We start from the raw sequence: 23946 nt of genomic DNA, 5'->3' as shown, positions 1-23946 counted from the left end.
ATCGCCCCTTGAGTGCGAGGCGCGGCGCCGGGGCCGCGCCTCGCGCCGTGTCAGAACCGCGCCGACAGCGCGACGCCGACCGTGCGGCGACCATCGCGGTTGACCACGTTCAACAGCGTTCCGGTCGGCGCGAACGCCGCGCCGAGCATGCTCAGATTGAAGTGTTCGTCGAACAGGTTGCGGGCGAAGATCGAGGCGCGCCAGTCGCCGTCGGCCTTGCCGAGGCCGAGATTGACGTTGACGATCTGGTAGGACGGCAGCCGCGTGGCCTCGTCGCCGGCGGTGCTGTAGGTTTTGTCGCGATAGTAGTAGCTGACCGCGCCGTCGATCACGAATCCGCCCATCGGGCGGCGGAAGTCGGCGCCGGCGTTGAAGGTGTTGCGCGGCGCGCCGACCAGATCATCGCCTTTGGCCTGATATTGCGAACCGGCGGGACCTTTGGTGCAGCGCGGATCGGCAGCGCCCGCCGCGCCCAGCAGGATGCTGATCGGACAGTCGGTCAGGTAGTCGGTGTAGGTCGCCTTGACGTAGCTGTAGCCGAGATTGAAGCCGAGATTGCGGGTGGCGCGCAGGTTGGCCTCGACCTCGAAGCCGCGCGTCTTCAAACCTCCGGCGTTGCCGGTGATGAACTCCGCGTTCTTGAAAACCGAGGTCTGCAGGTTCTTGTACTTATCATAGAAGACATTGCCGTTCAGGGTCAGGCGGCGATCGAAGAACTGCGTCTTGGCGCCGAGCGTCACGTCGTTGACGGTCTGGGGCTTCACCTCGCTCTTGGTGTTCGACAGGATCGAAAAGGTCGTCGTCGGACCCAGATAGCCGCGCGCGACCGTCGCGTAGATCATCGCGTCGCTGGTGGGCTTGTATTCCAGCCCCGTGCGGCCCGACCAATCCGTGCCGCTTACGGTGGAGGACGCCAGGGCGTTGGCCGTGTAGGGCACAACGAAGCCGGCGGCGCTGGCGCCGCCCGGATAGGCCGGATCGAGCTTGGAGTAGGAAAAGGCGCTGACCTTGTCATGGTTGACCCGCAGGCCGCCCAACAGGCGCAGTTTGTCGTTGAGCCGGAACGAACCATCGACGAACGCCGCCTGGCTCTCGCTGGTGGTTTCCACCGAGCCAATGCCGTTGCTGATCGAAACGATGAGGTCGGGTGAGACCGTGATCAGCGGGCGATATTGGGCGCTGGACGCCGATCCCAGCCCGACCTCCAGCCGCGAGGCGAAGACGCCCGCGACGTACTGCAACCGCTCGCCCGATGGCGAGGTCAGGCGCAGTTCCTGCGAATAGAACCGGTCCTTGTTGGCCGCCGTCTGGGCGGTGAAGGTGTTGAGATCGCTGGCGTCGATCGAGTAGTCCGAGGCGCTGACGCGATATTCGCGCCAGGCGCTGACGGAGGTCAGGGTGTAGTCGCCCAGTTCGTAGTTCAGCTCGAGCGAAACCCCGTAGTTGGCGGTGATGGTGTCGCCGCCGTAGTTCTCGATCGAGACGTCATTGTCGGGACCCGGCGTCAGGCCCGACAGCGCCGCGCTGCTGGCGGCGAAACCGCCCGAGGCCGGCAGGCTGTTGAGCGTCCAGGGATTGGTCCCCTTGGTGTCGGCGTGGGTGTAGTCGGCGATCAAGTAGGCGCTGAACCGATCCGTCGGCTTCCACAGCAGCTTGCCGCGCGCGCCGGACGTCTTGTTGCCGCCCCAGTCGCGCTTTTGCACCTTGTTGTAGATGAGGCCATCATAGCCGCGCTCGAAAGCGAAGACCTGGGCGGCGAGCGTGTCGCCGAGCGGGACATTGACCGAGCCGTTGACGTCGTACTCGTTGAGCGACGCGTAGGAGGCAAAACCGCTGCCGGAGAACTCGCCGATCTTGGGCTTGGAGGTGGTGATCGAGACCACGCCGCTGGAGGCGTTCTTGCCGAACTGGGTGCCTTGGGGGCCTTTGAGCGTCTCGATGCGGTCCACATCGCCCAGGCTCCCGACCGGATTGCCGAACGGCACGACGACGCTGTCCACGACGAGGCCGACATTCTGCTCCGAGGAGCTAGCGAACGAGGCGGCGGTGCCGACGCCGCGTAGACGGATACCGTTGTCGGTGGTCGATGAGGCTGGGGTGATCGTGATGCCCGGCGCCTGATACTGGATGTCGTTGAGGTTCTTGAAGCCCGTCGCCGCCAGTTTGTCGGCGGTCAGCACCGAAACCGCCAGAGGCACATCCTGCAGACGTTCGGAGCGGCGGGTGGCGGTGACCACCACCTCGGCCACGGTCATGTCCGCATTGTCCGCCGGCGCCGCGGCGCTCGCGCCCGTGCTCTGGCCCGGGGTCTGGCCCGTGGTCTGGGCGGCGGCAGGATTGGCCACGGCGATCAGCGCGCTGCTGGCCAGCCAAAGGACGAGATTTGACTTCGACGACATGTAGAGCCTCCCCGATCGCGTCTTTGCGACGCTTACGACTGCATTCTTGGGTCCTGGGACCTGAGGAGGTGCTTAGGGGCCGAGCTTGGGCGGGGTCAACGCAAGGCCAAGAACCGACGCGCAACTAACTCATTGTTTTTTAAAGGCTATTTGAGAGCGAAATTGCGCTTATTTCCGCGCACGCCGTGGTCAGGGCCCCGTTTGCCGCTATGGCGTAGATCGGCGCGGCGCGCTTTCGGCCGCGCCGACCGGAAGCTGGCCGAACAATCGGCCGCGCTGGACGCTGCGCCATTAGGGAGATCTGAAAGATGCAAAAGGCCGCCAAGAGGACATGCCTGCGAACGATTCTGTTGGGGCTGGCCAGTCCGATGATCCTGGCCGCCGCGCCCTTACAGGTCCTGGCGGCGGCGCCCGGGGCGGAGGCTTCGGGGGCCGCGCCGTGGATGAACACCAAGCTTTCCGCTGACGCGCGCGCGAGCCTGGTGGTTCAGGCCATGACGCAGGACGAAAAGCTGAAGCTGGTGCGCGGCTATTCGGGCGTCTCCCCGCGCATGCTTCCCAAGGAACTGCAGTTTGGCGATCAGAAGATCGATCCGGAGATCGATGAATTCCTCCGCGGCACGTCGGGCTTCGTGCGCGGCGCGCCGCGCCTTGGCATTCCCGACCTGCATGAGACCGACGCCAGCCTCGGCGTGACCAATGGCTTCGCGGGCCTGGCCGTCCGCCCCGGAGACGAGGCCACCGCCCTCCCCTCCGGCCCGACCCAGAGCTCGACCTGGAATCCAGCCCTGGTGGAAGCGGCTGGCGCGCTGGTGGGCCAGGAGACCCGCGCTCACGGCTTCAACGTCTTGCTGGGGCCAGGCTTCAACCTGGCCCGCGACCCGCGCAGCGGCCGTAACTTCGAATATCTCGGCGGCGAGGATCCCTGGCTGGCGGGCGTGCTGGCGGGCGCGGCGATCAAGGGCCTTCAGAGCGCCAAGATCATCGCCACCGCCAAGCACTACCTGATGTACGACCAGAGCCACGCGGCCGAGGCGATGAACGCCAAGGCCTCCGAGAAGACCATGCGGGAATCGGACCTGCTGGCCTTCCAGATCGCCATCGAACAGGGCGACCCGGGCTCGGTGATGTGCGCCTACAACAAGGTCAACGGTCAGCCGGCCTGCGAAAGCGACCTGCTGCAGAACAAGATCCTCAAGGGCGAATGGGGCTGGAAGGGCTTCATCATGTCCGACTGGGGCGCGGTTCACAGCACCGCGCCGTCGGCCAACGCCGGCCTCGACCAGGATTCGGCCTACACCTTCGACAAGGGCGGCGACTGGTTCGGCGCGCCCCTGCGGGACGCCGTGGCGCGCGGCCAGGTGCCCCAAGCGCGTCTCGACGACATGGCCCGCCGCATCGTCCGCGCGATGTTCGCCAACGGTCTGGTCGATGATCCGGTCCAGCCGGGCGGCGCGATCGACCGCCAAGCCCACGCGGAGACCACCCAGCGGATCGCCGAGGAAGGCATTGTCCTGCTGCGAAACCAGAAGAGCGCCCTGCCCCTCAAGGCCTCGGCCAAGTCGATCGTCGTGATCGGCGGGCACGCCGACGTGGGCGTGTTGTCGGGCGGCGGCTCCTCGCAGGTGATCCCCTATGGCGGATCGATCGTGTTCGGGACCGGCGTCATCGATCGCCAGATCTATCACCCGTCCTCGCCGCTCAAGGCGCTGCGCGCGGACCTGCCAGGGGCGAGGATCACCTATCTGGACGGGACCGATCACGCCGCCGCCGCCGCCGCCGCCAAGGCCGCGGACGTGGCCATCGTGTTTGGCGTCCGTCACGCCAGCGAGGGAATGGACCATGACACCATGAACCTCCCCGACGACCAGGACGGGTTGATCTCGGCGGTCGCTTCGGCGCGTCCAGGGACGATCGTGGTCTTGCAGACCGACAATCCCGTCGCCATGCCCTGGCTCGATCAGGTCGGCGCCGTGGTCCAGGCCTGGTATCCGGGTCAGCGCGGCGGCGCGGCGATCGCCGCCATCCTGTCGGGCAAGGTCAATCCGTCGGGCAAGACCCCGATCACCTTCCCGCGCTCGGAGGCGCAGCTGCCGCGCCCAGTCATGTCGCGCACCCCGACCAAGGAGACGGGCTTTGGCGGCCCGCCGCCGGCGCCGTTCACCATCGACTACGATATCGAAGGGTCCGATATCGGCTATCGCTGGCTGGCGCGCTCGGACGCCAAGGCGCTGTTCCCGTTCGGCTATGGCCTGTCCTACACCCGCTACGCCTATGGCGCCCTGAAGCTGCAGGGCGGCAAGACGGTGACGGCGACCTTCACGGTCAAGAACAGCGGGCGCCGCGCCGGCAAGGAGGTCGCGCAGCTTTATCTGGTCGGCGCGCCGGGTCAGCCCAAGCGCAAGCGCCTGCTGGGGTTCTCCAAGATCGAATTGTCGCCGGGCCAGACCAAGACGGTGACGATCAAGGTCGACCCTCGCTTGCTGGCCGACTACGACACCAAGGCCCGGGGGTGGACGGTGCCGGGCGGCGTCTACAAGATCGCCGCCGGCGCCTCATCCGAAGATCTTGGCCTGGTCGGCGCAACACGGATCGAGGCGCGACGTCTTCAGCCGTAATCGACGAACTCAGGTCTCCTGAGGCGAACTGTGGGACAGCTGCGGCGTATCCAGCGCCGCGGCTGTTTCGCGCAGAAAGCCGCGCATCCAAGTGATCGCCGGATCATCGTTCTTGCGACGGTGCCATTGCAGCATCTCGGTGAAGCGCTTGAATTTCGTGGGGGTGGGCAAGATCCGCAACGGCAGGCGCTGGGCCTGAATCTCGGCGGCTCGCCTGTGCATCGTCGCCACCAGATCCGTCCCCACCACCGTATCCGCCACAAGGGTGAAGGTTGGCGCGTAGGCGGCGATCTTCCGCTCGAAGCCCGCGCGCTCGACCACTTCTTCGCCCAGGTGAACCAAATGCGGGTTGCCCATCGAGGAGCCGACATGACCAAGCAACAGGTAGTCGGCGAGGGACAGGACCTCACCCACCTTGCTGTTTTCCGACCAGACGACACAGACGTAGCCATCGTCGAACAGAGGCTCGGAGGGATGGTCGTCGACGAGGAGCTGGCCAGGCATGATCACGAAGTCCGCCCGGCCCTGCCGCAGGAGTTCGGGCGTATGCTCGCTGACCAAGAGCGCCTTCAGCGACAAGCCCGGCGCGACCCTTCGCAGCCGTCGAACCGCCTCGGCCAGAAGGACGAGATAGACGTAGTCGGATGTCACCACGGTAAACGAGCGATCCGACCGCGCTGGATCAAAGGTGGCCCGCAACTCGGCGATTTCCGTGAGCTCGCCCTGTACGGCGTGTATGCGATCAATAAGAGTTGCGGCCAGCGCCGTGGGCTCCATGCGCCCGGCCACGGGGATGAACAGGCTGTCGCCAAAATGTGTTCGTAGTCGTCGCAGAGCATTGCTCACGGCCGATTGAGTGACACCAAGCTTGACGGCTGCCTGACTGACGGTTCCCTCGACCGCCAGGTGATCCAGAACAATTAGGAGATTGAGATCGAGCCCGTCGCGCTTCATAGTTGTCCTATCGCGGGGTTTCTCTACAGTTTAGCCGGGACCAAGCGCGCGCCCAAGATCAATCGCGATCGGCTACGAAGCGCCTAAATATACGGCGCCCCCCGGAGCCATGGCTCTTTTCGCGAGAGCTTCAAGATCCAGTACTTCGGTGGCGCGAACGGTCGCCTAAAGGTCCCCGCCAAGACGTCGCCGCTCAAGCCTGGCTCGCCGACGTCCTCGCGCGCATCGCTGGGCATCGCGCTCAACGGATCGACGCGCTCCTAACGTGGAATTGGCGGGCCGGCCCGCACCGACGCAGCCGGCCTGACGCTCCGCAGAGAAGGTCTGGATGTCGGCGGGGACCTTGGTTCGTGTCGCCCCTGAGCTGACGACGGGAATGTCCGCTTCGAGCGCCCTCTGGCAAACGAGCAAATGCACGAGGGGCGCCGCATTGGCCGCCAAAGGATCGCGCCGTCGTCATCGCCACGGGGACTTGCGGCTGGAACCCTGGCAGCTGGCTGACGCGCGATCGTCAGGTCTTGGCGACCATGCGCTTGATGGTGTTCGGCGCGATCCGCAGCAAGATCGGGAGCAGCCTGGTCTGGCCTGGCAGAGCCATCGGTCGACGGAGCGCCAGCGCCTTGAGCGTGACCGCCGCCACTTCCGCGGGCGAGATCTTTTTCGCCGTTTCCTTCGCCGTGGCGGGCGTATCGACAAGGGGGGGAAGGACTTCGAGGACGTGCGTCCCTTTGGGAGCAAGCTGCCGGCGCAGCGCTTCGGCAAAGCCGTGCAGCCCTGCTTTCACAGCGCCGTAGGTCGGCGCGCGGGTGGGAGAAACCAGGGCGTAGCCTGACGTGACAAAAACGATCGCGGTCATCAAAGGCCAGCGCTTGAGCACTTCACCCGTTAGCTGGATGGGCGCCGTCAGATTCAGAGCGACTTCCTGTTCAAGGTTCTGCGTGGCGTCCGCGTCCGCCGCGAAATTTCGTTCAACCAAGAGGCCGGCGTTGTTTACCAGGATATCGAGCCGGCCGAACCGATCGGCGACCGCTTGCAGCATGGCGCGCCTGGCCTCGCCGCTTGTTACGTCGGCCTGGATGACCAAGGCGTGCGGATGAGCGCGGGAGAAGCGCTCAAGAGCCGCCTCTGATCGAGCGCAAACCGCCACGCAAGCGCCCTGCCTTATGAAGGCTTCGGCCAGGCCCAGGCCAATACCCGAGGCGCCGCCAGTGATGAGGACCACCTGTTCCATATGCGCGCTTTAGCCCTTTGCTCCAAGAAGAGATGGTTCCCTTTGGTTACCTTCTCCATATTGGAGACCAATGCGACGTGCCAAGGAGGCACTTTTTTGGAACAAGGTCACCTTCATGGAACCGAGGACTGCCGCCGCGCGACCGGCGCGCTGGCTCGGGTCGGCGACAAATGGTCGGTCCTGATCGTCATGCAGCTGGACGCGGAGGCCAGGCGCTTCAGCGAGTTGCGTCGCGCCATCGGTGGAATCTCGCACAAGATGCTGGCGCTTACGCTCCGCAACCTCGAGCGAGACGGCTTCATCACGCGCACTGTGCATCCGACCAAGCCGCCTAGCGTCGAATATGCGTTGACTGACCTCGGCCGGGAACTGGTCGTGCCGGTCAGGGCGCTTGGTGCGTGGGTTCTCGACAACCTCCATAGAATCGAAGGCGCCCGTCTTCGTTATGACGCCGAGGTCGACCGAGGGTAAAAACGTCCCTCGCAGAACGTCCGCTAAGCCGCCAAGGTCGGGCTGGGCGAGCGGGCCCCGGTGTGGTGGCCCGACGGCGCGCCCGACCTGACCCGCTGCCTCTCGCGCACGACGCCTTACGCGAACGGATACGCCGAGCAAGACGACGCCTAGCCTCGCCGCGAGCGGCGCCTTAATCTCTTCCGATGCCCCCTCGCCTTCGCCCGACCGCCCGTCTGTTGACCCCCGCCGGCTGGGTGGGGCTGCTGGTCCTGGCCGTGGTCGCGGGCGGCGCGACCGCCGCTGCGGTGCTGGCGCGCGCCCCGAGCTGAGGCCCCCCCCCTAGCGCGTCCAGAACACGTGAACCTCGTTACAGGCGGTCTCGATGGCGAAGAGCTCGCCATTGATTTCGGCGTCACGGGCCATGGCCTCCCAGTCGATATAGCGGCGCAGGGCCTCGGGCACGTCCGGCAAGTCCTCGCACGTCGCCTCCATGCAGTCCGCCAAGCTGGCGAAGAGCCCGCGATAGCCCTCGTCCAAGGCCGCCAGCGCCCGATCAAGATCGCCGCCGAAATACTCCAGCACCAGAGCGGCGAGCCGCCCGCGCTCGCGCAGGAAAGCGGCGATCGCCACCACCCGGTCGATCCCGGCATATTCGGCGATCTCCACGCCCCCGAACCCCTCATAGTCATGGATCGCCCATTCCTCGGCCAAGGGATCGGGCGAGGCCTGCAACATCGCGGCGATCGCCTCGCGCACGGCGTCGGCGTCGTCTTCCACCTCGATCCAGGCGCCATGCAGGCGCCCGCCGTTGTAGGCGGCCAGACAGGCGACGTAGATGCGCGGCTCCAGATCGTCAGCGGCTTGTCCCATGGTCCTCATCCTCAAGGCAGGGTTCGATCAATCGAACCCTTGCCCGTCGGCGAGACCGGGGGTGCAAGCGGAGCAGCCGGCTTCGCGGGGACCCGGCTGCAGGACGGCCATGGGCCGTCCGAAGCTGGGCGGAAGCCGGCTCGAAGCGCGCTGGGGGCGGCGCCCCAAGCCCCGGCGCGGAGCGCCAGAAAAGAGAGGTCGCCAACGAAAACCAAAGCGGCACGGCCGCGCAATCGGCGCCCGCGTTACGACAGCGCGTGGACCAAGGCGATCAGCAGGTGAACGAAAGCGGCCCCTCCATAGCAAAAGGTGAGCCGAGAATGGTGCGCGGCGCGCACGAAGACCGCAGACAGAATACAGGTCATGGCGAGAACGAGGTTGAGCGTGAGTTCGACGTTGTCGATCGTTTGAATATCCAGCATGTCTAGTCTCCTTCGGCTTTGGGAGCTTGAGGAGACGCGAGAACCGAGAGACGATCAGGCGCCACTGGCGGTGATAAACGGAGCTTGACCGACCGCGGGCTTGGAGACCGGCCGGAAACCGGCGAGCGAGCGGGCGGAAAGAGGTCGGAAATGAACGAGGCGGCGTTGCCCGGCTTTGGCGAACTCCTGAGCCGGTATCTGATCGGCGGCGTCCGCCCCGAAGGTCTTCCCGATCGCCCCGGTCACACATGGTCCAACAAGGCGTTCGCCGCGGCGTTGGGCGCGACCGACGAGGGCCGAAGCGTGCGCGGTTGGCGCGCCGGCGAGCATCTGCCCAACGACCTGGCGGCGATCGAACGCGTTCTCTTCGGCGACAACAAAGCCTGGAGCGCGGCGTTGCAAGCGTTGCGCGAAGCCTACGCCCGATCGAAAGCGCTGCCGCCTCGCGAAGAGACCGTTTCGATCGAGTTCTCCCCGCGATGCGAAATCGATTTGACCGCGTCTAAGATCGGCAAAAAGGACATTTCGAAATTCTTGCAGGAGGAATTGCGAAATCATCCTCAAATCTTCGCAAGCGACTTCGCGTCCCTGCCGTTCAGCTTTCGCCGACGGGTGGTCGTGGCCACGCTAACCGGCCGCAAACTGCTCATCGAGCGGCTTATCCCGGAAGCCGGATCGGAGCGGGCCACCCTGTGGTCGTCGGCGCTGTCGCTTTACCGCCTGGGCAGCAATCTGGGCTATCGCCGCGATCCCCGCGCCGCCGGCGAAGCGGCCTTCGCCGCCGCCGTGCGCCATCACGAGCGCTTGGCCTTGGCCTTGATCGCCTATGGGCAAGCCTACGGCCAACACTTCGGCGAGACCATCGACGTCGGCTATCTGTCCGGATTGCTGGAAGAGGCCCAACACTATCTGGCCGCCGCCGAGTACGGCCTGCTCACGCCGGTGATCGAGCTCTTGCTGTCGCGCGCTCACAAGACACTGCTGAACTACGTCCCGGACCGGCATTATGTGGATGGCGACGTCGTCGACGTCGACGCGCAAATCAAGCAACTGCCCCATCCAGACAGTATCTGGTCGTCAAAACCGGGGCGAACAAAGATCGTTCTCGTCATCGAAGACGAGCTCCTGGTCGCCCTGATGGTCGAAGACATGTTGTCCGACCTGGATATCGACATGAAGATCCTGGTGGCCAACAGCACCGCTGAAGCCTTCACCTTTCTGGTGAACTGGCGAATTGATCTGATCTGGGCGGACATCAACATGGCCGGCATCATGAGCTTTGAGGTTCTGCGCGCCTTCAAGCGCGTCTCTCCCAGCACGAAAATCGCCATCCTTTCGGCCTACCCCGACTTGGCGGGATTTTCCGACGCGTTCGCGGTCCTGGCCAAGCCGGCAAATGCATCGGAGTTCGCCCGGGTTACGGGCGAAGCCCTGGGCGGGTAGGAACGCTTGATGCCAGAGCCAAGCCGGGTGAACGAGGACGCCCTGGCCGACCTGATGGATTTCATCCAGGCGCGGGTGATCGCGCCATCCAAGCTCTTTGCCTCGCGCGCGGAGCAGAACCGGATCTTCTTCGAGGGTTTGCGCGACGATCAGCGGGCATGGACCGCGCCGCGCACGTGCGCCTGCGCCGGATGTGACGCTCCCAGCATCTCGCTGTCTCACACCCTGCAGAGGGCCGGCCCTCTGGCTCGGATCGCCGAGGCGGGGGAAGTGCTGACGCCGCGCCATCGCGACGGGGTCTTCAATATGCGTCGAGAGGGCCTGCGCCACGCCTCGACCTTTGCGGGATTCTGCCAGGCGCACGAAGCGATGTTCGGGGCGTTCGAGCGCACCAAGACCCTGAGCGACCAGGCTCTTGCCTTGCAGGTGTTCAGGACGCTGTGCCGCGAGATCGTGCGCAAACGCCATGAGGTCGAGACCTTCGAGGCCAAGACCCGCGCCACCTGGGCCCGCCTCGAAGGCGCCGTCAGCGCCAAGGCGCGCGCCTTGGGCCTCAATGTCAGCGGGCTGGAACTTCCCGGCACGATTTTTGGGCTGATGAAGACCACCTTGGCCGAGCGCCGCGAGAGCTTGGAGCGGTTGGAAGACCTCTACGCGCCCGCCTTCGCGGCGCTGTCCGGCGGCCCGCCCTTGGGCGGCTTTGCCTTTCGCATACCGTTCGAATTGCCGGTGGCGCTGTCGGGCCTGGCCGGCTTTGGTTTTTACCATGATTTCGTCGATTGCCTTTTGGGCGTGATCCCCGAGCCGGGCGAGACGGTGGTCTTCATGATGGGCGCGGCAGCGCATCAGGCGGCGTTCGACGCCTATGCGCGCCCGCGCCAAACCTGGTTGTCCCTGCTCGACCAGGTCGAGGCCTGGATGATCAACGGCACGGACCATTGGTTCATTCGTCCGTCGGTTTGGCAGGCGATCCCCCAACCCCGGCAAGAGGCCCTGCTCCGTCGACACCTGGAGACGGAAGACGGAATTCTATCGACGCTGCCCTGGTCGATTTTCGATGCTCTGCGCCGCGAGGCGCTCGAAGCGGCGCCGGCCCCCATCTCGCAGGCCGAAGAAGACGATCTCGCCCGTCACCGCCGAAAGCTGGCGGGCTAGACAGGCCCTCAAACGCAAAACGGCCTCAGCGTTTCGCCGAGGCCGTTTTCTAGGTCGTCACCGCCGAGATCGTTGTGAAGAGGATCACCTCTCCGAGGATTTCGCGAGCGCTACGGAATTGGGGTTTGAAGGTTTTCAGTGCTTTCATGGCCATTCTCCATCCGGCTTTGAGAAGTTTATGCAGAACAGTGTGGATGAGGCCGTGTTTTAAGCTGTGAAAGAGCAACAGACTCCATGTGGCAGGTGACCCTCCGAAGAGGAGTGGGCGCCCAGCGCTCCCGGGCTTGACCAGACTATAGCAAAAATTGGCCGCCTTCACAATCGACCGGGCCCGTTCGGTTCAGGCTTGGCGACGCAGCGGCCTCGCCCGTCTGCGGCCGCCTTCCGTTCAGCGGGTCTTTACGCGGGATCGTGGAAAGGCCTTGCCGCCCGGTCAGGCTCGCGGAAGGTCGGCGGCGGCGCCTGCTGCGCTCGATCCGTCAGCTACGGGCGAACCAGCCTGGGGTTCGAGGCGCGGACCGGCGGTGAACGGGCATCGCGAAAGTCTAAGACAGGCTTGGCAGCGCAAGGGGGCCGGGGCCTTGAAGCGCTCGAATTTCTCGCTGATCGCATCCCTGCGCTGGTCTTCCTTCAGGTATTGCAGCGGATTGTTGTCTATCCCTTCGAACGGCGCGCAGACGATGTCGGCGGCGCGGTATTCGTGGGACAGCGAAAACAGCTCGCCCGTCGCGGCATGAAAGCCGCGAATGCGCAGAAGGAGCTTGGCGGACGGGTCGACTTCGCCGTCGGCGGTGACGAACATCTCCGGGTTCAGGGCGATCTTGGCGTCGTTGAGCATCGCTGGACTGCTGGGATCGCGGAGGGAAACGACAGTCGGCTTTGAGGGAACGACGAGGGCCACCAAAAGCAGCGGCGGAACCGTCTCCATCTGCATGCTGCCGACATCGCCGCCCACCGAGTCGTAGAACCGATTGGACCGCCCCCCATCTGCTGAGAAGAAGACGCTGACATAGGTATCGACGAGGTTGCGGCTGTCGATATTGAGATAGCGAAACTTGAAGGCGAACTCGCCTTCGCCGACCTGGGAGAACGAAATCCGCCGCGGAATTCTCAACGGCGGCTTCCGCTTCAGAATCCGCAACGTGATCACGCCGATGGCCGCCCCGTTTAGCCCCGTCCCGATCACGGCCTGCAGGTTAGCCAGCAACTGGGCCAAGCCGCGCGGCGTGACATCGCCATAGCCGATCGTCGCCTGGGTGATGAAGGAGAAGCTGAGCACCTGATCCCACGGCGGCTTGTCGCCGTCGCCCAGCTGAACGCCGCCTGGCAGGAAGAAATAGAAGACGAAGAACCCAGCGCCGATCGCCCCATAGATCAGCAGCCAAGCCAGCACGATCAGCGCGAACGGCTTTTCTAGAACCGCGTCCTGCAGCGCGGTCAGCACGGACGTCTCGATCTTGTGCAAGCGACGCTCGGCGGCTGTGCTCAACACGCCCTCCCCCTACGACCAAACTTCGAGCGGCGAGACCGAAATGGCGCGCCCCGCTTCGAGATCATCGACGAAGGCCTTCCAGCGGTCCTTGCCCATGCGCATCGAACAGTAGGCGCCGGCCATGGCCGAAAAGCCGGTCAGGACGACAAGCAGATCGTCGATGAAGCCTTCAGCCAGCTTGGGCACGGCTTTGCCGTAGGCCAGGTAGATGGCGTCCCGGTAGTTGGCCTTGCCGCGATAGCGCGAGGCCTCGTGAAGGAAGGCGAGACTCTTCCTGGCGAAGGCCGCGTCGCGCAGCGCCCGCGCCTCCTTGGTGCGGAAGCTGTCCACGCCCAGGGCCTTGAACTCCGAGGAGCCGCGCACCCGTTGCTCGAGGTTCCAGCGTTCCCATCCCGCGGTTCCCGACAGGTATTCGGCGTGACAGCCCCAGGCCTCCTCCACAGACGACGGCGTGGAGGTCAGCGAATGCTTGCCGCGCGCCCTAGGCGCTTCAAGCGCCAGGTCCATCTCGGCCTTGGTGAGCGCCCCGATCCGGTCGGCGAACGGATCCATGGCCAGTTTGGGGACGGCGAACTGCCGGTCCCACTGGAGCGCCGTCGTGGCGTGGGTTTCCGGGAACGACCCGTCGGCGGCGGCGATCATTGCCGAGGCGCCGCCGTAGACGCCGTAGTACCAGGTCACGATGCCGACGCGGGCGACGTCGGCCTTGTTGGGAACGCTCGCCAGTCCGCGCAAAGCGGCGATCTGGTTGAGGGAGAACAGCAGCTGTTCGCAGACCGAGTTGACCTGCGGCTCGGTCAGGTCGCGCTTTTGGACCCGCTTGTAGAACGCCCGAGCGCTCTGGAAGTTGACACCGAGCGCCGTTACCAGGATCGCTTCAGCCTTCATCCAGTTGAGCGTCGATGGCAGAGCGAAGACCGCGTCGGGGATCTCCTGCGACGTCTCGGTCAGGGTCCCGTGCGCGCGCATCCGCGCGTAGAGCGACGGGCTCATGAAAGCGCCTCCCGGAGGCCGACGCCGAAGTCCGTGACCAACGATCCAAACAGCCTCAGAGCCCTCGATCGGGCGTCATCCAACTCTTGCGCGGCCTGAGGCGTCACGATGAACACCGGGCAGTCGGCTTCGCCGCATGGGCAATGGCGCACGCCGCCATCGGCGAGCCGGGCCTTGAAGATCGCCCGGGTGAGGTCGAGTTGCTCGACGACCTTGCCCAGCACCGCCCTGGCCGACGGCGAACGCAGGTGATGCCGCGAGGGGATGCGGAGGATCTCTTCGTCGTCCCTGGTGCGCCACAGCCCGGTGTTCAGCGCCTTGATCGTGTCTTCGATCGCCTGTTGGAAGGCCGGTAGCTGGCTCTCGCCCTGGAAGGGCGTGCTGAAGGCGGGACGATCGAACACCGCCGCCATCAATTGCAGCGCGTCCTCGTCCTTCAGACTGGGGAAATCATCGACAAACCGGCGCAAGCCCTCGACGCTATCGGGGAAGGTCTCGCCTTCGACGAACCGGCGCAGCAACAACTCCGCGTCTCGGCGCAGATGCTCCTCGAACTCTACGCCGGACCAGACGTCGGCATGGGCGATGCCCAGCGTCTTGCCGGTTTTCAGGACATGATCACGACGGTCCGAGGACAGCTTGGACCGGCAGATGAAGCGCATCGCATCGGGTCTGCCGGACGGCGCCTGGGCCGCGCGGCCCATGTCGCGTTCGACCTTGGCCTTGGTGAGGCTGCCCCGGTTCACGCATTGGACGATCGTACGCCGCGCCGGCCGCCCCTCGATCGGCTGGAGGCCGATGATGTCACGGCCAAGGTCACTGCCGGTCTGGCCATAACAAGCCAGGTCTTCCCAGCCAGCCCGCAACAGATAGGCAAAGACCAGGCGTTCGAAGTCCTCGCCGCCGAAGTCCTCGAAATGGATCGGCTTGACCACCGTCGTCGGCATGTTCGTCCCCTCGCTCGCCCCAACCTTCACCAGGTCGCGGCCCGGTTCAACCACAAGCGGCGCCTTGGCCTGAGCTTTCGGCACACGGGCGTAGATTAGGGCGCGCCCGATCGGCCTTGGACGCGCCCCGACCGGTCTATATCGGCGCGGCCACGGCGATCGGCAGGTCGTCGATGGTCGACGATCGGCAAGACCGGGAACTTGGTCGGCGTTCGCGCCTGACAGCCGTCGGAGCAGCCGGTACGGTCGCGCTTCAAGCGGCAAAGGGAGGGTTCGATGAGCCGGATGGGCGACCTGGCGATCGACAGGCTCAATCTCGAATCCGAGTTCATCGGGTTTCTGGGCGAGCTGTTTCAGCGCATGGGGTTTGCGCCTGTCGACCCGTCAAACGCGCGGGCCCGGGGCCGCCCGTTCGAGCCGGATCTGCTTTTGGACAGCCCTGGCGGCGCCGGCGAGGTTCTCGTCGAACTCAAGCTCTACGACTACGATCACGCGCCGCCGGAACTCTTCCGTCGCGCGGTGGACTATGTCGCCCGGGCGTTGACGCATGCGAACGCCGAGCGCGGCGTCATCGTCGTCACTTGCGAGCTGCCCGCGCGCGTCGCGCAGATGCCCCTCCCCGATCAGATCGAGATTTGGGACGTCCATCGGTTGGTCCAGGAAACACGCCCCTACGCCGATCTGAGCGCGGACCTCGCGGATCTATTGCGCCAAACCCAGGTCGGATCCTTGGGCGGCGGGGTCATACCGCCGGGTCTGGCCGCTCTCCTCGAGGCCCTCGCGCCGCCCACGCCGGTCTCGGAGACCGAGGAGATCTTGCGCGTCCTGGCCGGGCTTGAATCAGGCCGGACGGACGCGACCAGCTTCGAGGCGGCGTGCGAGCGGGCGATCAAGCACCTTTACGGCGAGGCTTTTGGCGGGTGGCGCTCTCAATGGCGCATTGAGGAGGGCTTCCATCGCCTCGACTGTGTGGCCCGATTGACGCCGACGGCCGGCTTCTGGGCGACGATGGCGACGGATTTTCGATCCCGCTACGTTGTGTTCGAGTTCAAGAATTACACCGCGCCGATCACTCAGGATCAGATCTATTCGACCGAGAAATACCTCTATACGGCCGCCTTGCGCTCGATCGCGATCATCGTGGCGCGAAACGGCGCGAGCGACAGCGCCGAGCGCGCCATGAAGGGCGCGCTGCGCGAACAAGGAAAGCTGATCCTCTGTCTGTCGCTGGAAGATCTCACCGACCTGCTCCGGAAGTCGGAGCTGGGCGATGATCCGACCAGGCTTCTGACCAACCGGCTGGACGACATGCTCTTGGACATCGCGCGATGAGACCTGGGCCCAGCCCTAAAACCGGAAGCGTGAGAAGCTACGGCTTACGCCGTCGAGCGCGAGCGACACCCACGCCTCGTCGCCTTGCCTGAAGCCAGGCGCGCGATGCGCCGCGTGTTCGCCCTAGGACGCCAGCGAGGCGCCATCCGGCTCCAGAAGAAACCGCAGGCGCCCGTGAAAATCGGCCATGGTTTCCAAGGCGATCTGATCGAACGGCCCGCCTTGCCCAGCTTGCAGGGCGGCGCGCTTTCGCTGGTATCGGCCAATACAGTAGGCCGCCATGTCGGCCAGCTGCAGACCGGCGATCTTGGCTGAGTCCGCGACGACGGCGCCCCCGCCCACCAGGCTCGCGTGGGGCATGATCAGCTGCGGCTTGCTGGCGGCTTTGGCCTGATCGACCACAAGCAGGGTCGGAAGCTGGGCGCTGGCCAACTGCTCTGCGATGCAGCGCAATGTCACCTTCCGCAAGCCGGACTTCTGGCCAATGCCCAGCGCCACAGGACCGCCAGCCACCACCTTCATCTGCTCGAAATCCGATTTGGCGATGAAGAGGTAGCCGGCTTGATCGACGTGATCCCTGAGCATTTGGCTCATGAACCTGAAGGTTTCGATGCGATCCTGGAGGGAGACCTTGACCCAGGCGCTGGAGCTGTTGGGGTTGACGACTTCCTTGGCGTGAAACTCGCCAACGCCCAGGGCTTCCAACCGCTTGGCGAGGATCTGCACCACGCTCGGATAGGCGTCGGACGGCAGGCACACCGCGCACATCAGTTCGATGTCGGGCTCCATGTGCTCGGACACGCGACCTTGCAGGCTGGTGTCGTCGTAAAAGATCAAACGTTGCCCAGGCGCGTTCAGCGCTGCGATGAGCGCGTCGAACGTCTCGATCCCCGGCGCGGCGGGTTGATGATCATGCTCGGCCATGAGGTCTCCGACGATCTCGTGAACGCTTAGGCGGCCACACGCGCTGCCCAGCGGGCCTGGGCTTGGCCCAGAGGCGACTCTATTGCGCGCGCCGCATCCCTTTGATCTCGATGGCCATGGTTTCGACGAGCCGCGCAAATTGCGTCGGGTGACGGACCGCGGCCTGGAGCGCATCGGCCCAGCCCGGGTTCGCCTCTGTCCATCGCTGGAACGAAGCGACGTCGACGCCGCGATGCTTGGCGAGGAAGTTGGTGATTTTCGCCGGCACGAAGCTGGCGACGGAAGGCGCGTGCATCGGGCTGGAGCGCGCCAGAATGACGAAAGCGCGGGAAAACCCTTCCAGATCGTCTTCTCCGGCAAGGTCGCTCAGAAGCTCCAGCACGGGGCCGTTGTAGTGAATATAGGCGGCTGAACCGCGTTCAGCGATCGCCGCGGCGATCCTGGCTTCGGTGGAAGGGGACACGGATTTGACCTCTTGGCTGAGGCCGTAGAGCGCTTCGGCCTTGGCCCGTCGCTCGCTGGCCAGGTTTTTGATGTCGTCGGCGTCCTGGCGTGTCGGAACCCAGACCGTGACCTCTTGCCAGCCTTCGGCGACGCGCAGCTCGCGCTGACGCTTGACCCTGGAAACGACGGTCTTGTCCGCCATGACGTTGAAGCTCCATCACTTGGATGATCGTACTCATAGTACGATTTAGTCGCAGTACGTCGTAGTCTGAATAGCGTTTGATGTCCTGTCAAGTCGCGGCCTGGCTGGGGCCGCTTCCTCGCCGCCGAGCCGGGATCAGGTGACAAGACCTCGCGCACGCCGCAGGCTCGGCCCTTCGATTCCCTCTGGAGGCTTTTGCCATGAACGTTTCGGATCTCGTCGACGCCGCCGTGGCGGCCGAGCCCAAGCTGACCAAGACCCAGGCCAAGTCGATCATCGACGGCGTCTTCAAAGCCCTGACCGAGGCGGCGGTGAAGGGCGAGGAAGTCTCGATCCCGGGCTTTGGCAAGTTCAAGGTTCAGGCCAAGCCGGCCCGTACCGGCCGCAACCCTTCGACCGGCGCCGCCATCGAGATCGCCGCGACCAAGAAGGTGGCCTTCTCGCCGGCCAAGCAGCTGAAGGACGCCGTCAACGGCTAGGCCCGCGAGGCCGTCGTCGAGGCGGGCGGTCGAAGGCGGCTGTTCAGATCGCCTTTGGCGCCGGCGCCTCCCCTCACTCGGAGGCTGGGGCTAGGCTCCCCGGTTCGCCGGGGGCGCCAACGCGGCGTTGATGCCCGCCGCCGGCTCCGACATGCTGAGGCGACCGCCGAGAACGGCTCGGCCCGCCGCGAGACCCGCCATGACCGACGCCACGACGGCCGAAGACGGCGCACCTTGGGTGCTTCCGGCGGAAATCCCCTTCGACACCTTGCTGGGCAAGGATCTGGAGGAATGCGTCTACTGGCTGCTGGACGCCATGGGGGCCAAGGATCTGGAGTGGCGTGTCGGCGGCACGGGCGGCGGCGCGGCCGATGGCGGGCGCGATCTCGAAGCGGTGTTCTACGCCCCCTCGGCCGATGGCGACATGACGCGCCAACGCTGGTGGGTCGAGTGCAAGGGCCGCTCCAAGACCTTGGAAGCCGGTCAGGTGAAGGCGGCGTTGAACAACGCCCTGGCCGAGGCTGATCTCGACCACATCGTCATCGCCACCAACACCACCTTCACCAATCCGACCCGAGACTGGGTCGCCCGCTGGCAGGTCACCCATCCGCGCCCCAAGGTGCAGCTCTGGGACAGGCCGACTCTGGAACGCCTGCTGTCGCGCCAGCCGCAGGTGGTGCTGCGTCTGTTCGCCCAGGCCTTGAGTCTGGAAGGCCGGATCAAGGCCGCCGAGGAGCGCTTCTGGGGGAAGCTGGAGTTCGTCAGCCCCAAGACGCTCGCGGCGTTCTGGGCCAAGCGCGATGAGGTCGAGATCGGCGGTCTGGCGCGCTTTGCGCTGATCGCCAGTGAGTTCGCCATCGGCTCGATCGCCGAGCGGCCCTGGGCCGCGGGCCTGGACACCGCCGCGTTGAGCGAGACGCTTCAGATGGCGGTGCTCAACATCCCCTACCTGATGCGCCGCGCCCAGCTGGCCGGCCAGGCCACGGCGTCGCTGACCCGGGCGAGAGCCTATCTGGTGTTGGCGATCTTGCAGGCGCATGAGCCCGACGCGGTGGCCGCCCTGCTACATCTTCTGACGAGCGGCGACGCGGACAATCCCTATCCTGACACCGTGCGGGAGATGTTGCTGCTGCCGATCATCGCCCAGCTCCTGGACGAGATGCGCGACGTCTGCTCGTCCGACTGCCATCGCTTCTACAGCACACGCCGTACGCTGCGCACGGAGGATGGCGACGAGATCGAGAACTATTGGTGGCGGCTCGAGCCCAAGGGGCGGCCACACCTTGAGGATCCCAGGTCCAACCTGCACCTGGAGAACACCCGGGCGCCCTGCAAGGTCGGCTTCGCCTTGAACGACGAGGTCACCTGTCCGTTGTTCGGCGCCGACATCACCTTGGATAATGTCAGCGAGATCTTGGCGACGCTGACCAAGGTCTCCGCGTTTCGGTGCGATGACGCCAAGGTGCGCCTGGCCGAAAAGGCCGCCGAGATCGCGCGCTTCAACGCCGGCCCGCTGCGGCGACAGGACGACGCCTCACCGCCGGCGGCCTCGGACAACATCGCCTAGTTCATCATCTTGGTGCGGATGTGTTGGGCGGCGCGCCGCATCGACTCCGCCTCGCGAGCCTTGCCCATCAGATCCAGCGTGACCGCCGCGGCCTCGGCGCGCGCCAAGACTTCCGGCAGGGGCGCGCCCGGAAACATGCCGATCAGGTGCCGCGAGGCCTCGGCCCAGTCCACCTCGTCCAGTGATTTTCGCGGCCTGTCCATGGCGCGAGCCTACCCATCCGCCCGTTGTGGCGTCAAAGGGGCCTGCCGCCAGCCGCCAGGGATTTCTCGATCTGGCGAAGGCGTCGGCAGCGCCGAAAAAATCTCCAGGGGTCGCTACCGGTTCTGACGGGCTGGCGTGTCTCGGCAAGGTCTCAACGCTCACGGAGCCAGCGCCTTGCCATCCGCCTGTTCGCCTCATCCCGTCGATGTCCATGTCGGCGCCCGTCTTCGCCTGCGTCGAAAGCTCCTGGGCCTTAGTCAGGCGCAGCTCGCGGACGACCTGAACCTGACGTTCCAACAGGTGCAAAAATACGAGCGCGGGACCAATCGCATCAGCGCCTCCACGCTCTACGCCATGGCGCGGCTGTTGCAGACCCCGACCGCGTGGTTCTTCGAAGGCCTGCCGCCGACGGATGCGGCGACCAAGACCGACCTTGAGGCGGTCTATGCGGTCGCGGCGGTGCAGGCGCTGCTGTCGACGCCCGATGGCCTGGCCCTGGCGCGATGGCTGTCGGGCTTGGAGCCGCGACGCCGGCGTGGCGTGCTCGACCTGATGGGCGTCCTGGCCGAGCCGCCCGAAGCGACGCGAGACGTCGGCTAGGCGCCCTTGCCTCGCCGTCCGCGGACAAAGGCCCGGTCGGTGGCCATGAACCTGGCCAGCATCGGCGCCACCAGCCGCGCCGGCTCGGCGGCCTTGCCGCCATTCTCGGCCGCATGGGCCTGGGCATAGGCGACGAGGTCGCGGTGGATCGCGGCCGGCAGGTCGAGCGTCAGCTTGACCGGCGTTTCGTCCTCCAGCGCGCCCAGTTTCAGCTTGCCGCTCATGGCGCCTTCCTTTCGTCGACATAGGGCTCGAGAACGAGGTCGCGGGTCAGAAGCACCCGCAGCGGCGCGCCGGGACGGATGGTCAGGGTCGGCGCCAGGTCCAGGCTCTTGCCGACCATCTGCTGGCCGACGCTGCTGGCGGTATCGGACCCGCCCCGGCGCAGGGCGCGGACGAGATCGGATTCATCGCTGGACGATCCGGCCTCGGCGCCGATGGCCAAGAGCGTGCTCAGGCCCGCGGCGGCCAGAACGCGGCTCCCGTGGCGATCGACGCTGTCTTGCAGACCGGCCATGCCTTGCTCATCGGCGCCGGGCAGCTTGTCGAGCACGATGGATTTTCCCGACGGCAGCAGCAGGCGCGTCCAGGCGACGCGAAGGCGGCTTTGGCCGTTCTGCGCGCCCGTCTCGTAGTCTCCGACCAGGCGCGAGCCCTTGGGGATGAGGAGATAGCCGCCGCCCAGGCTGTCGAACACATCCTGGGTGACCATGGCGACGGCCAGGCCCGGGGCGTCGGAGCGCAGGCCCGTCACCAGGGCGGCGGGAATGACCGCGCCGGCCTGGAGAATGTAGGGCGAGACCGGCGCCTGGAGGCGCTCGACGCTGGTGACGCGCGGATCCAGGCTTGGCTTGGCCCCGCCCATGGCGACGGGACCCGCCGCATCGAGATCGGATCCCGGGGCCGCTGTTTCGCGCCGCGACGAGGCGGCCACGAACAGGCCGCTGACCGTGGCCGCCCGCCGCGCCTCGCGCAAGGCCAGGACCTGGGGCTCAGGCTCGGCGATCCTCCCTGTCCCTACGGGCGCAGCGCTCGCCGCAGGGGCCGGGGCGGCGTCGGTCGCAAGCCCTTCTCCGGCCTTGGCCCGGGCCGCCGACAGGATCGGCCGGCCCAGATCTCCCGGCAACGGGGCCCCCAGGACCGGGACGCTGGCCGGTCCGACATAGCCGCGCGGCTGGGCGGTGACGGTCTCGGGCGGCGGCGCGGGTTTGACGTCGGCCTCGGGCGGCGCTTGCCGGCGCTTTTCCATCAACGACCAGCCGACCGCGCCGGCCACGCCGGTGATCAGGACCGCCCCGACGATGACCAGGGCCTTTCTCGAGACCCGCGCCACCGGGGCGGCGGCGCCGCGCAGGCGCAGGGTCTTGGCGATAGTCTTCTCGACGTCTTCGGGTTCCTGGCTCATCGCACAGCCTCCGCGATCGGGGTCAGGCGGACCAGGCGCACGGCCTGGGCGCGGCGTTTGGCGCCCAGACGCAGCTCGGCGCGGTCGAACAGGCGCTCGGCGACCAGCGCCCGGCCCTCGACGCGGAAGTTGATCAGCTCGGCGGTCTTGCCGTCGGGCCCCAGCCGGTAGAGCGGCGGCAGGTCGGCCATGTCGATCCCCGGGCCGAACACCACGAAGACCCTGCGGCCATCGTCATAGACCTCGACCGGTCGCCAGGCCGGATGCGGCCCATCGATCCGATAGGCTCGGTTGATCACCGGCGGCGCGGCCGACCGCGCTTCAACCGGGTTCGCGGCCGACTTCGGCGCCGATGGCGCCGGGACCCGCACCGGCGTGGCCGCGATCGGGTCTGCCCCGTAACGCCAGGAGACCTGGGACAGCCACGTGCGTGTCGAGGCGCGCAGTTCCAGGTGATAGGTGCGCCGGTCGGTGTTGATGATCAGGTTTGTGGCCAGGTTCGCGGCGGTCGGCTTGACCATCACATGCACCCGACGATCCGGCCCTGCCCCGCTGATGGTGTCGCCGATCACCCATCGGGCGGTGTCGCCGGCCGCCACCGGCCCCTGGCCGACCAGGGCTTCGCCGGGTTGAAGGACGATGTCGGTGATGCGGCCTGGGGTGGCGATCACCGGATAGACCGCCTCGTCCTGATAGTCGTAGGACTTGGCGCCGCCCGGAACCTGCAGCCCGGCCGGCGCGGCCATCGCCACAGCCGGAAGCCAAACGGCGACAGCCAAGCCGCCGCTCCTCAAACCCAAGCGGGTCATGCGCCAAACTCCTTGGACCACGACAGGCCGGTGATGAAGACGCCCAGAGGGTTGGCCCGAAGCCCCTCGGGGGTGTGCGGCGGCTTGATCGTCAGGGTGAGGATGGCGCTCCAGCGCTCGGTCGCCGCCAGCTGGCCGTCGGCGTAGCGCTGCTCGGTCCAGGCCACGCGGAAGCTTGATGGCGTGGCCCGCACGACGCTGGAGACGGTGACCACCACCTGGGCGCGACCGACCTGGGCGAAGGGATCGTTGCGGCGCGCATAGTCCGACAGGGCCGCCGCCCCGACCTGGTCGGTGAAGTCGTAGGCCCGCAGCCAGGCCTGGCGCATGACGACGGGGTCGGTGGAGACCGACCGAACGTCGCTGATGAACCGCGCCAGGGTCCAGGCGATCATCGGGTCGGTGGGCCGGGCGCCCTGAACGGCCGGGGCCACGACGCGCGGCTCGCCCAGGCGGTCGACCTGGACAACCCAGGGCGTCACCGAACCCCGGGTCGCCAGCCAGGCCAGACTGCCGCAAAGGGCGGTATTGGCCAGCAGCAGACCCAGGGCCGCCAGGCGCCAGTTGGACGCCTGGACGCGCGCGGAGCCGATCCGCTCGTCCCAGGCCTGACCGGCCCGCTGGTAGGGGGTTTCGGGCTGCGGCGTTGCGCCAAAGCGCGCCGATCCCTTCAAGGGGTTCATCTCAATCTTCCTTCAGGTTGGGCGCGGCGTCGCCGTCGGGATCGCCGCCATGGCCAGCGGCGTGCAGGGCCAGCTCGGCCCCGCGGGTCAGGGCGTGGCGGCCTTGCAGCGCCCGCGCCCAGCCCGGGGCGGCCGGGGCGCCGCCGCCCGAACCGCCGCCCTCGTCATCATCGTCGGTCTTCAGTGGCGGCATCTGGCCCAGGGCTGCGCCCCCGCCCCCAAGGCCGGCTCCTCCGGGACCACCGCCATCATCGGGCGGCGGGAGCCTGGGATGATCGCCAGACGGCGGCAGGCTCGGCGGGCCAGAAGGCGGCGGCAAG

The 23946-nt window shown here is 66.4% G+C and carries 24 protein-coding genes and 2 pseudogenes; 10 read left to right on the top strand and 16 right to left on the bottom strand.

Annotated elements, in window-relative coordinates:
• Positions 1-50: 50 nt before the first annotated feature.
• On the bottom strand, positions 51-2399 hold the full coding sequence (locus tag AC2YHT_RS13170) for a TonB-dependent receptor (RefSeq protein WP_487290244.1): 2349 nt from the start codon (positions 2397-2399) through the stop codon (positions 51-53).
• Between the two features lie 308 nt (positions 2400-2707).
• Here AC2YHT_RS13170 and AC2YHT_RS13165 point away from each other — a divergent pair, with 308 nt between their 5' ends.
• Entirely contained in the window at positions 2708-5017 is a 2310-nt protein-coding gene (locus AC2YHT_RS13165) for a beta-glucosidase (RefSeq protein WP_487290243.1), read from the top strand.
• Between the two features lie 9 nt (positions 5018-5026).
• Here the strand turns inward: AC2YHT_RS13165 and AC2YHT_RS13160 are convergent, their stop codons facing one another.
• The gene (locus tag AC2YHT_RS13160; RefSeq protein ID WP_487290242.1) at positions 5027-5971 is read right to left on the bottom strand and encodes a LysR family transcriptional regulator; all 945 of its coding nucleotides are present in this window, start codon (positions 5969-5971) and stop codon (positions 5027-5029) included.
• 182 nt (positions 5972-6153) lie between these two features.
• Here AC2YHT_RS13160 and AC2YHT_RS13155 point away from each other — a divergent pair.
• Positions 6154-6252, top strand: a pseudogene (locus AC2YHT_RS13155) (transposase domain-containing protein); the annotation flags it as partial.
• A 230-nt stretch (positions 6253-6482) separates the two neighbouring features.
• On the opposite strand, the gene AC2YHT_RS13150 reads toward AC2YHT_RS13155, so the two are convergent.
• Entirely contained in the window at positions 6483-7202 is a 720-nt protein-coding gene (locus tag AC2YHT_RS13150; protein WP_487290241.1) for an SDR family NAD(P)-dependent oxidoreductase, read from the bottom strand.
• Between the two features lie 96 nt (positions 7203-7298).
• Between AC2YHT_RS13150 and AC2YHT_RS13145 the strand changes: the two genes are divergently transcribed.
• The gene (locus tag AC2YHT_RS13145) at positions 7299-7673 is read left to right on the top strand and encodes a winged helix-turn-helix transcriptional regulator (RefSeq protein WP_487290240.1); all 375 of its coding nucleotides are present in this window, start codon (positions 7299-7301) and stop codon (positions 7671-7673) included.
• Positions 7674-7858: 185 nt separating this feature from the next.
• Positions 7859-7984: a hypothetical protein gene (locus AC2YHT_RS13140; protein WP_487290239.1), complete on the top strand. Its 126-nt coding sequence runs from the start codon at positions 7859-7861 to the stop codon at positions 7982-7984.
• Positions 7985-7994: 10 nt separating this feature from the next.
• Here the strand turns inward: AC2YHT_RS13140 and AC2YHT_RS13135 are convergent, their stop codons facing one another.
• Entirely contained in the window at positions 7995-8525 is a 531-nt protein-coding gene (locus tag AC2YHT_RS13135) for an antirestriction protein ArdA (RefSeq protein ID WP_487290238.1), read from the bottom strand.
• A gap of 245 nt (positions 8526-8770) precedes the next feature.
• Positions 8771-8947, bottom strand: coding sequence for a hypothetical protein (locus AC2YHT_RS13130; protein WP_487290237.1), 177 nt, complete (start codon positions 8945-8947; stop codon positions 8771-8773).
• 150 nt (positions 8948-9097) lie between these two features.
• Between AC2YHT_RS13130 and AC2YHT_RS13125 the strand changes: the two genes are divergently transcribed.
• Together AC2YHT_RS13125 and AC2YHT_RS13120 are read left to right on the top strand one after the other, a co-directional pair.
• The gene (locus AC2YHT_RS13125; protein ID WP_487290236.1) at positions 9098-10390 is read left to right on the top strand and encodes a response regulator; all 1293 of its coding nucleotides are present in this window, start codon (positions 9098-9100) and stop codon (positions 10388-10390) included.
• A 27-nt stretch (positions 10391-10417) separates the two neighbouring features.
• On the top strand, positions 10418-11545 hold the full coding sequence (locus tag AC2YHT_RS13120) for a hypothetical protein (RefSeq protein WP_487290235.1): 1128 nt from the start codon (positions 10418-10420) through the stop codon (positions 11543-11545).
• A 433-nt stretch (positions 11546-11978) separates the two neighbouring features.
• On the opposite strand, the gene AC2YHT_RS13115 is transcribed toward AC2YHT_RS13120, so the two are convergent.
• The 3 genes from AC2YHT_RS13115 to AC2YHT_RS13105 are packed head-to-tail and all read right to left on the bottom strand — an operon-like array spanning position 11979 to position 14977.
• On the bottom strand, positions 11979-13034 hold the full coding sequence (locus tag AC2YHT_RS13115; RefSeq protein WP_487290234.1) for a potassium channel family protein: 1056 nt from the start codon (positions 13032-13034) through the stop codon (positions 11979-11981).
• 12 nt (positions 13035-13046) lie between these two features.
• On the bottom strand, positions 13047-14030 hold the full coding sequence (locus tag AC2YHT_RS13110; RefSeq protein WP_487290233.1) for a hypothetical protein: 984 nt from the start codon (positions 14028-14030) through the stop codon (positions 13047-13049).
• The gene (locus AC2YHT_RS13105) at positions 14027-14977 is read right to left on the bottom strand and encodes a hypothetical protein (RefSeq protein WP_487290232.1); all 951 of its coding nucleotides are present in this window, start codon (positions 14975-14977) and stop codon (positions 14027-14029) included. The genes AC2YHT_RS13110 and AC2YHT_RS13105 overlap by 4 nt, the downstream gene beginning before the upstream one ends.
• A 276-nt stretch (positions 14978-15253) precedes the next feature.
• On the opposite strand from AC2YHT_RS13105, the gene AC2YHT_RS13100 reads away from it, so the two are divergent.
• Entirely contained in the window at positions 15254-16309 is a 1056-nt protein-coding gene (locus AC2YHT_RS13100) for a restriction endonuclease (protein ID WP_487290231.1), read from the top strand.
• Positions 16310-16432: 123 nt separating this feature from the next.
• Here AC2YHT_RS13100 and AC2YHT_RS13095 read toward each other — a convergent pair whose 3' ends face one another.
• Positions 16433-17233, bottom strand: a complete 801-nt coding sequence (locus tag AC2YHT_RS13095; protein WP_487290230.1) for a hypothetical protein — start codon at positions 17231-17233, stop codon at positions 16433-16435.
• 79 nt (positions 17234-17312) lie between these two features.
• Positions 17313-17879, bottom strand: coding sequence for a hypothetical protein (locus tag AC2YHT_RS13090; protein ID WP_487290229.1), 567 nt, complete (start codon positions 17877-17879; stop codon positions 17313-17315).
• Positions 17880-18079: 200 nt separating this feature from the next.
• On the opposite strand from AC2YHT_RS13090, the gene AC2YHT_RS13085 reads away from it, so the two are divergent.
• Both AC2YHT_RS13085 and AC2YHT_RS13080 read left to right on the top strand, forming a co-directional pair.
• A complete protein-coding gene (locus AC2YHT_RS13085) occupies positions 18080-18358 on the top strand; it encodes an HU family DNA-binding protein (RefSeq protein ID WP_487290228.1) in 279 nt (92 codons plus the stop codon).
• A 199-nt stretch (positions 18359-18557) separates the two neighbouring features.
• A complete protein-coding gene (locus AC2YHT_RS13080; RefSeq protein WP_487290227.1) occupies positions 18558-19925 on the top strand; it encodes a restriction endonuclease in 1368 nt (455 codons plus the stop codon).
• Here the strand turns inward: AC2YHT_RS13080 and AC2YHT_RS13075 are convergent.
• On the bottom strand, positions 19922-20128 hold the full coding sequence (locus AC2YHT_RS13075) for a hypothetical protein (RefSeq protein WP_487290226.1): 207 nt from the start codon (positions 20126-20128) through the stop codon (positions 19922-19924). The two genes, AC2YHT_RS13080 and AC2YHT_RS13075, sit on opposite strands and share 4 nt — an antisense overlap.
• Before the next feature lie 136 nt (positions 20129-20264).
• On the opposite strand from AC2YHT_RS13075, the gene AC2YHT_RS13070 reads away from it, so the two are divergent.
• Positions 20265-20729 (top strand): helix-turn-helix domain-containing protein, encoded by a 465-nt coding sequence (locus AC2YHT_RS13070; protein WP_487290225.1) that lies wholly within the window; start codon positions 20265-20267, stop codon positions 20727-20729.
• Here AC2YHT_RS13070 and AC2YHT_RS13065 read toward each other — a convergent pair.
• The 5 genes and pseudogenes from AC2YHT_RS13065 to AC2YHT_RS13045 form a co-directional block, all read right to left on the bottom strand.
• A complete protein-coding gene (locus AC2YHT_RS13065) occupies positions 20726-20953 on the bottom strand; it encodes a DUF2274 domain-containing protein (RefSeq protein ID WP_487290224.1) in 228 nt (75 codons plus the stop codon). The genes AC2YHT_RS13070 and AC2YHT_RS13065 overlap by 4 nt on opposite strands.
• The gene (locus AC2YHT_RS13060) at positions 20950-22134 is read right to left on the bottom strand and encodes a TraB/TrbI/VirB10 family type IV secretion system protein (protein WP_487290223.1); all 1185 of its coding nucleotides are present in this window, start codon (positions 22132-22134) and stop codon (positions 20950-20952) included. Before AC2YHT_RS13060 ends, AC2YHT_RS13065 begins: the two co-directional genes overlap by 4 nt.
• Entirely contained in the window at positions 22131-22913 is a 783-nt protein-coding gene (trbG, locus tag AC2YHT_RS13055) for a P-type conjugative transfer protein TrbG (protein ID WP_487290222.1), read from the bottom strand. Before trbG ends, AC2YHT_RS13060 begins: the two co-directional genes overlap by 4 nt.
• A gap of 26 nt (positions 22914-22939) precedes the next feature.
• A complete protein-coding gene (gene trbF / locus AC2YHT_RS13050) occupies positions 22940-23626 on the bottom strand; it encodes a conjugal transfer protein TrbF (RefSeq protein WP_487290221.1) in 687 nt (228 codons plus the stop codon).
• Position 23627: 1 nt separating this feature from the next.
• A pseudogene (locus tag AC2YHT_RS13045) lies at positions 23628-23946 on the bottom strand (hypothetical protein); the annotation flags it as partial.

The organism is Caulobacter sp. SRI_008, from assembly GCF_057586355.1.
Note: the sequence above shows the minus strand (reverse complement) of the source record. Positions and strands in the feature narration are given on the sequence as shown.